The sequence below is a fragment of the Blastopirellula marina genome, assembly GCF_002967715.1.
In the GTDB taxonomy this organism is placed as follows: domain Bacteria; phylum Planctomycetota; class Planctomycetia; order Pirellulales; family Pirellulaceae; genus Bremerella; species Bremerella marina_B.
Genome location: NZ_PUIA01000094.1, coordinates 1 through 12,446 on the forward strand (window position 1 = coordinate 1; position 12,446 = coordinate 12,446).

A 12,446-nucleotide genomic window follows, 5' to 3' on the forward strand; every position below is an offset into this window, starting at 1 on the left:
GCCTGACTCAAGCGACGGGAGAAATTCGTCTCGCTGGTCGGCCGTGAGAGATCTTGTTTGCGGAGGTCTTTGCCGCTTGTGAGATATAAGATACCTGCCTGTGTGTACTCATGTACAGGCTTGTTGGCGTGATTTTGGGAAGTTTTTATTTGGGGGAAAACGGGCGAGAAAGTCGGTTTGTAACTAGAAAAGAGGACGCGCGATGAGGAAGGAATTTACCGCAGATTACGCGGATGGTCTTTCTCTTGGAATGTGAGAGAGCGGGTACCTGGTTCGCACGCCCAAGCGGACTTGGGCGTGGCACCCGGATGATTGGGGTTGTTGGTGAGTTGGTACCTGGTACGTGACGAGAGGACCGTAGGTGTTAAGGGTTGTCGCGGTTTTGGAGGCAGGCGATTACCAGGCGGATTTCTTCGTAGGAGACTTCTTCGCCCAGGTGTTCGTAGATGGGGCGGAGTGCTCCTTGGCCGCATTCCTGGTAAGCGTCTTCGATGCGGCGGGCCGTTTCGCCGGTTACCCAGGCCGTGGGATCTTCGACCTTTTGTTCTTTGATGAACTGCTGGAGGTAGCCCTGCACGGTGGAGTTAGCTCGCTCGATGATCGCGGCGACTTCGTCCACCGTTTTCCCTTTGGCGAACAGCGTGAATGCGTCTTTCAGTTTTGGGGATTGGTTCTTGGGTGCCTCGCGGCGGGGGGCGGCGATCACCTCGGTCTCCATCGCGTCGACTTCCACCCCTTCGGCCTGGCAGTACTGGGCAATGTGCTGCGTGAAGGCCTCGCCGTAGTCCTGGCACTTCTTGTCGCCGACTCCTTTGATCAGGCGAAAGCTTTCGATCGTCGAGGGACGTTGCCGGGCCATGTCGCGCAGCGAACTATCACCGAAGACGATATACGCCGGGATGCCAGCCTCTTCGGCCTTGTCACGTCGCAGCGTACGGAGCGACTCGAACAAGCCGCGATCGACTCCTTCCCAGTCGTCCCCTTTCCGCTTGCGGCGGGTAGGCTTGTCGTCGGCGTCGGCATCGGGGCGGGTGAGCTTTGGGGTGACCTCGCCACGCAGCAGTTCGCGCCCACTTTCGGTCAGTTTCAATACGTTGAATTCGCCTGACTTGACCAGGAAACGCTGGCCGGCGAGTTGTTCGATCCAGGTACGCACCGCCCGGATGCTTTGATCTTGCAGCAGACCGTAGGTGCTTAGCTCGTCGTGCCCCAGTTCCAGCACGCGTTTGTCGCGCGAACCGCACAGCACCTTGGCGTTGTGATCGGCTCCGAAGCGTTCGCCGGTGCGGACGATGCACGAGAGGATCTTTTGCCCCAGGATGAGCCCATCTTCCACCAGGTCGACGGTGCCCAGGCAGACATCGCATGCTTCGCATTCGGCGTCTGCCAGATCCTGGCCGAAGTAGCTGACCAGCATCCGGTGGCGACACTCGGTACCGATGCAGAAGTGATCGAGCGCTTCGAGCGAATGGAACGCGGCCTGTTGGGCGGAATCAGGCAGGTCCCCCAGCATGCGTTTCCAGGTGACCAGGTCGCCGCTGGAATAAAGAAGCACGCATTCAGCTTCGAGGCCATCGCGTCCGGCGCGGCCACTTTCCTGCTGGTAGCTTTCCAGTGATTTGGGCATGCCGGCATGCACCACGTAACGGACGTTCGACTTGTCGATGCCCATGCCGAACGCAACGGTCGCGACCACCACGTCGACGCGTTCCTGGATGAAGTCTTCCTGATGCTGCTGACGCTGCTCGTCACTGAGGCCAGCGTGGTAAGGGTGGGCCTTGATGCCGATGTCGTTCAGCTGCTCGGCGATCGTTTCGACGTCGGTTCTGCGAATGCAATAGACAATGCCTGACTCGTTGGCGTGCCGCGAGACAACTTCGCGAATCTGGGCGAAGCGATCTTTGCGGCGCTCGATGCGATAGTTGAGGTTCGGCCGATCGAACGAACCGACCAGGAGTTCGGGATCGACCAGACCCAACTGCTGGGCAATGTCGCTGCGGACGCGCTCGGTGGCGGTGGCGGTATAGGCGTGAACGCCAACGCCAGGGAAGCGATCTTTGAGCATTCGCATCATGCGGTATTCGGGGCGGAAGTCGTGCCCCCATTCGCTGATACAGTGCGATTCGTCGATGGCAAAGAATGAGACATCGACGCTGCTTAAAAAGTCGAGCGTACGCTCCGAGAGCAAGCGTTCCGGGGCGAGGTACACCAGCTTCGTGTCGCCGCTGCGAATGTCGGCCGCGATGCTGCGGCGCTCGGCTGGGGTGACGGTGCTGTTAATGCAGGCCGCGCGAATGCCGCACGCGGTGAGGGCATCGACCTGGTCTTTCATCAAGGAGATAAGCGGGGAAGCCACCACCGCGACGCCCGGTTTGCAGAGGGCGGGCACCTGGTAGCAGAGGGACTTACCACCACCGGTGGGCATGACGACGACCGAGTCGCGATCTTCGAGAACCGACTCCATTGCCTCGCGCTGCAAGGGACGAAACTGTTCGTACCCCCAGTACTTGTGCATGGTCGCCAGCAAATCTTCGGCAGTGGCTGGCGACGATGAATCCATGATTTGAGCCTAGAGCGCGAGAACCGAGAACTGCCCCGCGCGATCCGTCCTTCGCATCGCCATCAGCGAGGAACGTTTAGTGTAGAGGTGTTCATTCAGGGTGGCAACCGTGGTGGGTACAAGCAGTGGATGGCAGGTACCTGATTCGCCACCTCACCCTGGCCCTCTTCCCGTGGGGGCGAGGGGACAGGAGATTTGCGTTAGTCGCGTCTGGGGAGGGAGAGGTAGCTTCGGCCGATGTGCATCCGTAAGACATGTTTCGCCGTGGCTGCTGCGGGAAGCTCTTCTTTCGCGTAGAAGGTCGTACCGTTTTTATCGAGGACGGTCCAACCATCGCGGTCGTCGTTGTTGGTCTCGAAGATGGCTGCGGCGGCCTTGGGGTAATTGTCCGATCGTAGATCAATCGCTGCTCTGCCAACCAGTTTACCACTGCCATCGGGCAGGCTTTCGTCACCGGAAAGTGCTTTGTCCCCTTCGGCATAAGCTTCGGTAAAGGCTTTGTCGCTGACTACGTATGTGTGGTCGAGTTGGCATGTCACCTTGTAGCCATAGATATCGTTTACAGAGAACCCGGCCAGGTGATCGCCCGGCGACTTCTTGTTGAAAATGGGAATGGCCTGCGAACTGGCCTGAAATCGGGAGTTGCACAGGTGTCCGACATCTTCAACCACCCAGGAATTGTCCCCATCTTGGAACTGGATTCGATACGAGACCAAGATCACTTGCATGCGTTCGAGGGGCCAAAGCAAACTTTGCCGTGCGAGTATTTCAATCGACTCGATCTTGCCTGGCTTAAAAAAAGTGGATGCAAGTTCCTGAGCACAAAAGGCTTGGATCTGGAATTCTTCGTCGAAGCACGTTTTGGGGATCAGATCGGCTCGGCCGACATCTTCCAGGTAATTCTGAGCAGTGAGAGACAGGGGAAGCTCGTGCGTTCGGCGGACGAGCTCATCCAGGCCAGATTGCCGGCCCAACTTCGCCCCGGCCCAGGCAGCTTCCAGTTGGACGGCCGCCGCGGGATGCTGCTGGGCGAGTTGCATGAGTTCATCGCGGTCTGGCGACGTTATAAAGGCGAGGCTTTCGGCCGCGTACTTGGCCGCTTCGGCGGAGGGATTATCGCCGTCGACTTCCCAACTGTTCTGGATGTAGCCGGCGGGAATTTGCTGGGAGGTTTGCAGGCACGCACGCAGGTGTTGTAACCCCTCAGGCGAATCGAAGGGGTGACGATGGCTGGGCATCTCCTGATCGAGCGCGTGGATGTTGGACTGGGAAAGAAGCGCGATGGCAACGACTTCGTTCTCTGGCCAGTCGCCGAGCATGGTTGTCCAGAACGCTTCGTAGTTGGCGGTGCCGGGATGAAACCGCCAGATGTATTCGTCCCACAACTCCGACCGGAGTGGAAGATCTTGCTTTGTCATCTGAACGACGCGCCGAAGTGTCTCATCGGTTTGAAACAGACAGAAGACATGCAACAGCTCTTCAATCGCAAGCTTCGTTTCGAAGTCTTCCGCTTGGGGTAACATCTGATCGAAGTGAGGAAGCAGTAGCGGAATAGCTTCGTCGCGCAGCAGCGCGTGCGAGAGTGAGTCGTAGTCGTCGAATTCACGAATGGTTACGGCGATTTGCTGAATTGCCTCCACCTCCTCAGCCGTCGAGGGCTGGGATACCGGCAGCGTTTTCAGTCTGGCGATGATCGCCCTGGCATCGATCAGGGCCTGACCGGTGTTTTGCGAGGAGAACTCAGGCGGGGGTTGAGAAGTCGCATCCTGACAACCGAGCAGTACAGCGGCCATCAGCAGCGCGAAGAGGGGGAATCTCATTCAGGGACTCGAAGCACATGGGGTTGGTGTTCTGAGCGTTGATTATTTGAGATCCCCAAGCCGAAAGCAACCAAAACCTGAAACCAAATTCTACCGGCACTAATTCGGTTGCACCTTACGGCGGTACGCCGTTGGCGAGAGGCCGGTTTTTTTGCGGAAGGTGGCGCTCATGTATTCGACGTGTTCGAAGCCGGCGCGGTCGGCGATGTCGCCGATGCTGAGGTCGGTGTCGTGCAGCAATTGACGGACTTTATCGAGGCGTTGGTGGACGATTGCTTCGTGCGGCGTTTGTCCGGTGATTTGTTTGAAGCGGTACTCGAGAATGCGGCGGGTGCTATCGACCGCTTTTAGTACGTCCCCCACGTTGATGCCGTCGCACGCATGTTCGCGAATGAACTGCATCGCCATGCCAACCAGCGGGTCTTCGGTGGCCAGCACGTCGGTCGAGCGGCGGGTGGCGATGCCCAACGGTGGGATCAGCTTCTTCATCTCGTGCGGCGTTTGCCCTTTCATCATTTGATCCAACAGCTTGGCCGCTTCGAAGCCAGTGCGGCGGCTGTCGGGGATGACGCTCGACATCGGCGGCGAGCAGAGATCGCACAGCAGACGATCGTTATCGACCCCAATCACCGCAACCTGGCGCGGCACGTCGATCTCCAATTCGCGGCACGCTTCCAACAATAGCTGGCCGCGGATATCGAAGCAGGCCATGATGCCGATTGGCTGTGGCAGGCGTTCGATCCAGCGGTCGAGCTTCTGCACGTTTTTAGGGGTCGAGTTCTTACCGTCTTCGCCAGTGGGCAGATCGAGCACATGGCAACCGTGGCCGTGCTCGGCCAGCGCTTCGACGAAATACTTTTCACGGAGCTTGCTCCACGCGAAGGTGCTATCGCCGCAAAACGCGAAGTTGGAAAACCCGCGCTGCAAAAGATGCTCGACCGCCACTTGCGAGATGGCCCGATCGTCGGTCTCGACCCAGGGAAGTTCGGGTATCAAGCGCGCGGCGCTGACGTCGACAATGGGGATGTTCAACTGTTTGAGTGCGGCCGCGATCTCAGGCGTTTCGACCCGCGCGATGATGCCGTCTCCGTTCCACTGCTTAAGCCACTTCGGTGGCTTCGCACCACGACCTTGCTCAGGCAGAAAGATCGACCAGCGCTGGTACTCTTCCATGTATCGCACCACGCCATCCAAGAGACCTCGGGCATACTCGTTGGAGGTCTCGATCAATAGAGCGACCTCCTTGCGAGGTTGAATCATGGTCGTCCTCTGAGTTGATAAGCAGCAGGAGTGATTTTTGAAAAGGGAACGGAGGATCATTATGATAGCCTATTTATGGCAGAGAATCCTCCTGCTTTGTGAAATAGCTAATGTCTGGTGCAAGTTTTCTCATAGCAATCAGGTTGGATTTCTGCTCTGTTAGTAGGGGCTAAGGTACTGCCATTCACCTCGTCAAATCCCCTCCAGGTAATTCCAATGAGCGAAAAGACATTTAACGTAGCAATGATCGGATTGGGTTTTGGATCCGAGTTCATTCCCATTTACCAGGCTCATCCCAACGCAAACGTTTACGCCCTGTGCCGCCGCGACGAAGCAGCGCTGCAAAAGTCGGGCGAGATGTTCGGCATCGAAAAGCTATACACCGAATACGACGATGTGCTGGCAGATCCAAACGTTGACTTCGTTCATATCAACTCGCCCATTCCAGACCATGCCTGGATGTCGCTGAAGGCCCTGGATGCCGGCAAGCACGTCATGTGCACCGTGCCCATGGCCACCACCATCGACGAATGCCGTCAGATTGTCGAGAAGGTTGCCGAGACCGGTTTGAAGTACATGATGGCCGAAACGGTTGTTTACAGCCGCGAGTACCTGTACATCAAGCAGCTTTACGAAACGGGCGAGTTAGGCAAGATTCAGTACATGCAGGCCTCGCACCCGCAAGACATGCAAGGGTGGCCTGAATACTGGGAACGCATGATCCCCATGCACTACGCCACGCACGTGGTCAGCCCGGTACTGGGCCTGGTGGATGGCCTGGCGGAATACGTTAGTTGCTTTGGCTCGGGGAGTATCAACAACGAACTGGCCAAGAAGTCTGGCAACCCCTACGCCGTCGAATCGTGCCATATCAAGATCAAAGACACCGACATCTCGGCGCACATCTGGCGATTCCTGTTTGATACGGCTCGTCAGTATCGTGAAAGCTTCGACGTCTACGGTACCAAGAAGAGCTTCGAGTGGTCGCTGGTCGAAGGAGAGCCACACGTGCTGCATACGGCCAAGCTGCCAGAGCATGAAATCGCTTCCCACGTCGAGATCCCCGACTTCGCGCACTTGCTGCCGGAACCGATCCAGAAGTTTACGCAGTCGATCGAAGACGCGGCTCACCTGTCGTTCATCCAAGGTGGCGGCCATGGTGGTTCGCACCCACACCTGGTCAATGAGATGATTAGCTCGCTGCTGGAAGACCGCGACCCACTACCCAACGCGGTGACCTCGGCCAACTGGACCTGCGTTGGTATTTGTGCCCACGAGTCGACCATGAAGGGGGGCGAGATCGTTCGCCTGCCAGAATTCACGCTACAGAAGCCAAAGGCCCAGAAAGCGGTGACCGCTTCTTAAGACGCGGCCTGGTCGCTAGAACCATGAAGCGGACCGTCGAAGCCTGCCCCGGGCTTTTGCTGTCCGCTTTTTTCGTTCGAAGCGAGAAAGAGAGGAACGCTTTGAAGACCGATGGGGTTGTGCAAAGCGTTCCAGGTTCAGTCAAGCGATCGAGCCTGTCTCGATCGCTTTGCTCGGCCCAGGCTTAGACAGCCAGGCCTTTGCCGATCACGCCAGCTTGACGCTGGTAACATTCGCTGCGGCGGAGAAACTTGGCCTTAGCCGGGTCGCTATGGGTCAGCGTTGCCAGGCGGCGGTACTTCGCGGCGAGAGCCAGTTTGATCGCAACTTTGTTTTCGATCTCGGTCTTTTTGGTCATATAGAACAATGCCTCAGGGACATAGATTTATGGATTCACGCGAATCCGAACCGGCTAATTCTACCCTCGCCGGTGGCATAGCTCCTATCCCTCTTTGAATGTCAGTAACGAAATTCAGGAAGTCCGTAAATTCTCTGCCGTTTCGGTCCTATTTTCGGGCTTCAAGCCTTGGCAAAATGCCCGTTATGCCGTGAGATAAAAGGAACGATTTTACGCAAACGTTTCCCCCATGTAGGGTCATTATGGCAGTTGAAGCTGGAACCAACGTCACGCTGATTGGGATGCCTGGGTCAGGCAAAAGCACAATTGGGGTCGTTCTGGCCAAGCGGATCAACCTGCAGTTCGTCGACACCGACCTGATTATCCAGACCAGCCAACAGCGGACGCTGCAGCAGATCATGGATACGGACGGCTTCGACCGCTTCTGCCAGATCGAGGAAGACGCGGTGCTGAGCCTGAGTGTCGACCATCACGTGATCGCGACCGGCGGTAGTGTTTGCTACGGGGCCGAGGGGATGGCTCACCTTCAAAAGCTAGGCAAGATCGTCTTTCTGAAGACCAGCCTGAAGACGCTTGAGCAGCGTCTGTCGAACATGGCTACCCGCGGAATCGCCCTGAAACCCGGTCAGAGCCTGGAACAACTGCTGCATGAACGCAACACGTTGTACGAAAAGTACGCCGAGATCACCATCGAGTGCGACGGCCTGAATGTCGAGCAAATTTGCGAACTGATCGAAGCGGCACTGTAATAGGGACTATCGCGATGCATTACGACCTGATTGTCGTTGGGGGTGGGATTGTCGGCCTGGGGCATGCCTGGGCGGCCGCGAAACTGGGACAGACCGTGGCGGTGTTCGATAACAGCCCTCGCGCCGAAGGAGCCAGTATCCGCAACTTCGGGATGGTCTGGCCGATCGGTCAGCCCCAGGGAGCACAGCGGGCACTCGCCGTGCGCAGCCGTAAGCTGTGGCTGGAACTGGGCGCGGCGGCTGGCTTCGCGGTCGACCCGTGTGGCTCGCTGCACCTGGCCCATCACGACGACGAGTGGGCCGTGCTCAACGAGTTTGCCGGTTCATCTGCTGCCGCAGGGCTCGAACTGGAACTGGTAACGCCAGAACGCATCGCGGCCCTGACCCCAGCCGCCAATTCAAACGGCCTGAAGGGCGGTCTCTATTCGCACACCGAATTGCGGGTGACACCTCCGACGGCCATTCGCCTGGCGACGGCCTACTTGGCCGAAACGCTCAACATTCCATTCCACTTTGACACACCCATCACCCAGGTCGACACCGGGCAGGTCACCGCTTCCAACGGCCAGACCTGGACGGCCGAGCGGATCGTGATTGCCACCGGGGCCTATTTTCGGCATCTGTTTCCTGAAGCCCACACGGCCGAGAAGCTGCGACTATGCAAGCTGCAGATGATGCTCACCGAAGCGCAGCCTGCCGAGTGGAAGCTGGGGCCGCACATCGCCAGCGGACTGACGCTGCGCCACTATACTTCTTTCGCTGACTGCCCTTCCCTGGCCGCGGTGAAAGAGCGTTTTGCGAAAGACTCGCCCGAGCTCGATCGCTATGGCATCCACGTGATGGCCTCGCAGGCCGACAACGGGGGTTTGATCCTGGGGGATTCGCACGAATACGATGACGACGTCGAGCCGGTCGACAAGGCAGAAATCGACGCGCTGATGCTGCGGGAACTTCAGAAGATCATGAACATTCCAACCTGGAACATCGTTCGCCGCTGGCACGGCTTGTACGCCAAGCATCCGCGGCAGATGTGCTTCGTACGTGAGGTTCGCCCGGAAGTCCTCGTGGTTAACGGCTTCGGCGGCAACGGAATGACCCTGTCGCTGGCCTTGTCCGAATCGGTCATCCAGAGCTGGCAAAACGCGCCACAGTGGGACGCGTTCGGCAGCAGCTAGGACGGCGTTCAGGAATATACGGGGGCACTATCGTGCTGTATCGCGGTGCTCGTTTCTTTTCGCCGCAGCCGCAAGCACGGCAGCTTGAGTACTGCTGGGTTGGCCATCACCATGTGTACGGTGGGCACGAATGTCAACGCCAGCAAGGTCGCACCGACGACACCACCGGCGATCGACACGGCCAACGGTGGCCAGAACCCGCCGCCTGACATCACCAGCGGCAAAAAACCCACGACTGTCGTAGCGGTGGTCGCCACGACATGCCGTGTCGCCCGCATAACGACCTCGCGAATGGCCACTGGGTCGCCTGCTTTGGCTTCGTCGTTTTCGCGGAGCGCGGCCAGCACGACGATCGAGTCGTTGATCGCGATTCCCACCAGCCCCATCGTGCCGACGATGGCCATGAACCCGAACGGATAGCCAAAGATCCATAGCGCCGCCAGGCCCAGCCCCACCGAGAACAACCCCACGCCCCCAATAAGCGAAGCAGCCCGGAACGAGCTGAACGACAGCACCAGCGTGGCGACCATCAAGACCATGAGCACGCCGACGCTGGACATCAAGTTGCCCACGGCCTGATCGCGTCCGTTCGCTTCGCCACCGAGTCCCATGCGGTAGCCGGTTGGGAATTCAAAGCCGGACGCGGCGAGACGGTCTTCCAGTTTCGCCAGCACCACTGATGGTAGCACGCCCGCTTGGACGTACGCTTTGACCTCGTTCATTCGCAAGTTATTGAGGCGCGTGACGGCCGAGATCTCTGGCTTCAGCTCCAAGGCACCCACCGCCGAGAACGGGACGGTATTCAGCTTCCCTTCGCCGCTCGTGCCGGGAATCACCAGATCAAGCGAGGCGATGTCGGCCAGGCTTGCTCGGTAAGACACTGGAACCCGCACGCGTACCGGCAATTCTTCTGTTTCTTCGAGAACCGTTCCCCCCAGGGCCCCTTCCGTGGAAGCCGCCAATTGCTGGGCGACCTGCGTATGGCTGAGACCTGCCAGGCGTGTTTTCTCTTCGTCCAATACAAGCGCGAACTTGGGGAGGTCGTCTCCCAGGTCGCTGCGCGTGAGCGTGACCTCGGGAATCTGGGCCAGTTCAGCACGAACGCGTTCGCCGAGTGCTCGCAGGACTTGAAGATCGGGACCGAACAGTTGAAGTTCGACCGGTGCATCGAACGGCGGGCCTTGTTCCAATTGCCGCGCGAGCACGCGGGCCTCTGGCACATGTTCGTTGAACTCTTGCTGCAACGTGTTGATGATCTGGGCGGCCCCTTCGGCCGACTTCAGTTGCACGATCGCCTGGCCGTAGGGTGCGTTGTTCTCGCGGCGACGGACGATGTTGTAGTAGAACGACGGGGCGCTCTCGCCAAGGATCCAGTCGATGTCAGTCACTTCCGGATGCGACTTGGCAATCTGGCTGATCTTTCGGGCGGTGCTGGCCGTGTGTTCGATCGCCGCTTGCGGCGGCAGTTCCAGTTCGATCTGAAACTGATTGCGATCGGCCGGCGGGAAGAACTGCTCAGGCAGGTGCCGGGCTTGTACGAAGCCCAAGATCGGCAGCACGACCGACAGCCCGATGCTGAGCACCGGGCGGGCCAGCAGGAAGTCGAGCGTGTTGCGCCACACGGCGGCCAGCCGTGGGCTTTCCAGGCCGATAGTCCACCAGTGACGGTCGTGGTCGTCTTTAGAACTGACAAACAGCGCCGCCAGGGCTGGCGTGACGGTCATGGCCAACAGGAACGAACTTCCGATCGCGAGCATCACGCTGATGGCGATCGTGCCGACAAATTCGCCCGCCGGACCAGGCATCAAGGCGATGGGGGCGAAGGCCAGGCCCGTGGTCAGCGTGCTTCCCAATAGCGGAATCGCCAGGTGGCGGCCACTGCTGGCCACGGCATGGGCTGCGTCGTCCCCTTCTTCCATGCGTGTTTTGACTTCATCGACCATCACAATCGCGTTGTCGATCAACAGCCCCAGCGCGATGATGAGCCCGGTGATCGACATCTGGTGCATGGGAATCTCCATGAACCGCATGCCGGCCAGCACCATGAAGGCGGAAAGCGGCAAGGCAGTGCCCACCACGATCGCACTTCGCCATCCCATCAGCATAAGGATCACCCCCACCACCGCCGCGCCACCGATGGCGAGGTTCCACAGCAAGTTGGTCAGGCGGCCTTCCACGTAGGGGCTTTGCTCGAACATGCGGGCCAGCTCGACCCCCTTGGGCAAGTCAGCCTCGAACTGGGATATGACCTTCTGCGCGTCGGTGTTCCAGACGTCGAGGCGATAATCGCTACGCACGAGTGTCCCGAGCGTGACGGCCGGCCGATCGTCGATGATGGCCATTTGCCGTGGGGGCGTGGCGATCCCCTTGTTGACGCGGGCGATATCTCCCAGGCGGACAAACTTGCCGTCTTGGCCATACTGCACCGGAGTTTCGGCGATGCGGTTGATCGAGTCCAACTCGCTGTCGACTTCCATCAGAAAGTTCGATTGCGTCGAGCGGACCTGGCCAGCGGAAAGCTTCGCGTCGCTGGCAGCAAGCTGCTGGGCGACATCGGCCGCGGTAAGACCGATGCTGGCCAGCTGAGCGGGGTCGACTTCTACCGAGATCTCTTCTTCCGGTTCGCCGAACAGTTCGACGTCTTCGGTGCCAGGTACACTGCGGAGGTGATCTTCCAGTTGCTCGGCCAGTCGCAGCAAAATGGCGTAGCTGGGGTCGCTATCTTGGGTCCACTTCAGCGCCACGATCGAGGCGTAGGCCTTGGTAGTGATCATCTCGATATCGGGCTCGCTGGCCCCTTCGGGGAAACTTACCTTGGCGTCGTCGATCTTATCGCGAATGCGCGACCAGACTTCGCCGACTTCGTACACGTCGTCGCGCAGTTCGATCACCATCGACGAAGCCCCGGCACGGCTGGTCGAGCGGATCTCTTTGATCTCTTCGACCTCTTGCAGTTCTTCTTCCAGGCGATCGCTGACCAAAACCTCGACACGGTCGCCGCGCGCCCCGGGGAATAGCGTGGTGACGATAGCAAACCGGGGCGTCAGCGTGGGGTCTTCCAGGCGTGGAAGGACGAAGTACGAAGAAAGCCCGGCCACGATGATGACCGCAATGGCCAGGACGAGCATCCGCTGGTCGCGATAAAATGCGTTGAACATG

General features: G+C 58.9%; 8 protein-coding genes. 3 read left to right on the plus strand and 5 right to left on the minus strand.

Annotated features, from left to right (window positions below; genetic code table 11):
• Nucleotides 1-364 precede the first annotated feature (364 nt).
• The 3 genes from recQ to C5Y96_RS26035 form a co-directional block, all read right to left on the minus strand.
• Nucleotides 365-2,560: a DNA helicase RecQ gene (gene recQ, locus C5Y96_RS26025; protein ID WP_105359500.1), complete on the minus strand. Its 2,196-nt coding sequence runs from the start codon at nt 2,558-2,560 to the stop codon at nt 365-367.
• 200 nt (nt 2,561-2,760) lie between these two features.
• Nucleotides 2,761-4,380: a hypothetical protein gene (locus C5Y96_RS26030; RefSeq protein WP_105359502.1), complete on the minus strand. Its 1,620-nt coding sequence runs from the start codon at nt 4,378-4,380 to the stop codon at nt 2,761-2,763.
• Nucleotides 4,381-4,479: 99 nt separating this feature from the next.
• Nucleotides 4,480-5,640, minus strand: a complete 1,161-nt coding sequence (locus C5Y96_RS26035; protein ID WP_105359504.1) for a xylose operon transcription regulator XylR — start codon at nt 5,638-5,640, stop codon at nt 4,480-4,482.
• A 216-nt stretch (nt 5,641-5,856) separates the two neighbouring features.
• Between C5Y96_RS26035 and C5Y96_RS26040 the strand changes: the two genes are divergently transcribed.
• Nucleotides 5,857-7,005, plus strand: coding sequence for a Gfo/Idh/MocA family protein (locus C5Y96_RS26040; protein ID WP_105359506.1), 1,149 nt, complete (start codon nt 5,857-5,859; stop codon nt 7,003-7,005).
• Between the two features lie 184 nt (nt 7,006-7,189).
• Here C5Y96_RS26040 and C5Y96_RS27545 read toward each other — a convergent pair whose 3' ends face one another.
• Nucleotides 7,190-7,363 (minus strand): hypothetical protein, encoded by a 174-nt coding sequence (locus C5Y96_RS27545; RefSeq protein WP_158261436.1) that lies wholly within the window; start codon nt 7,361-7,363, stop codon nt 7,190-7,192.
• Between the two features lie 242 nt (nt 7,364-7,605).
• On the opposite strand from C5Y96_RS27545, the gene C5Y96_RS26045 reads away from it, so the two are divergent.
• Nucleotides 7,606-8,112 (plus strand): shikimate kinase, encoded by a 507-nt coding sequence (locus tag C5Y96_RS26045; RefSeq protein WP_105359507.1) that lies wholly within the window; start codon nt 7,606-7,608, stop codon nt 8,110-8,112.
• 14 nt (nt 8,113-8,126) lie between these two features.
• Nucleotides 8,127-9,287: a TIGR03364 family FAD-dependent oxidoreductase gene (locus tag C5Y96_RS26050; RefSeq protein ID WP_105359509.1), complete on the plus strand. Its 1,161-nt coding sequence runs from the start codon at nt 8,127-8,129 to the stop codon at nt 9,285-9,287.
• Between the two features lie 8 nt (nt 9,288-9,295).
• Here C5Y96_RS26050 and C5Y96_RS26055 read toward each other — a convergent pair whose 3' ends face one another.
• The gene (locus C5Y96_RS26055; RefSeq protein WP_105359511.1) at nt 9,296-12,445 is read right to left on the minus strand and encodes an efflux RND transporter permease subunit; all 3,150 of its coding nucleotides are present in this window, start codon (nt 12,443-12,445) and stop codon (nt 9,296-9,298) included.
• Nucleotide 12,446 lies beyond the last annotated feature (1 nt).

Coding starts and splice junctions, on each gene's coding strand:
- C5Y96_RS26040 (WP_105359506.1), top strand. CDS start 5,857: ATGAGCGAAAAGACATTTAACGTAGCAATGATCGGATTGGGTTTTGGA.
- C5Y96_RS26050 (WP_105359509.1), top strand. CDS start 8,127: ATGCATTACGACCTGATTGTCGTTGGGGGTGGGATTGTCGGCCTGGGG.
- C5Y96_RS26055 (WP_105359511.1), bottom strand. CDS start 12,445: ATGTTCAACGCATTTTATCGCGACCAGCGGATGCTCGTCCTGGCCATT.
- C5Y96_RS27545 (WP_158261436.1), bottom strand. CDS start 7,363: ATGACCAAAAAGACCGAGATCGAAAACAAAGTTGCGATCAAACTGGCT.
- C5Y96_RS26030 (WP_105359502.1), bottom strand. CDS start 4,380: ATGAGATTCCCCCTCTTCGCGCTGCTGATGGCCGCTGTACTGCTCGGT.
- recQ (WP_105359500.1), bottom strand. CDS start 2,560: ATGGATTCATCGTCGCCAGCCACTGCCGAAGATTTGCTGGCGACCATG.
- C5Y96_RS26035 (WP_105359504.1), bottom strand. CDS start 5,640: ATGATTCAACCTCGCAAGGAGGTCGCTCTATTGATCGAGACCTCCAAC.
- C5Y96_RS26045 (WP_105359507.1), top strand. CDS start 7,606: ATGGCAGTTGAAGCTGGAACCAACGTCACGCTGATTGGGATGCCTGGG.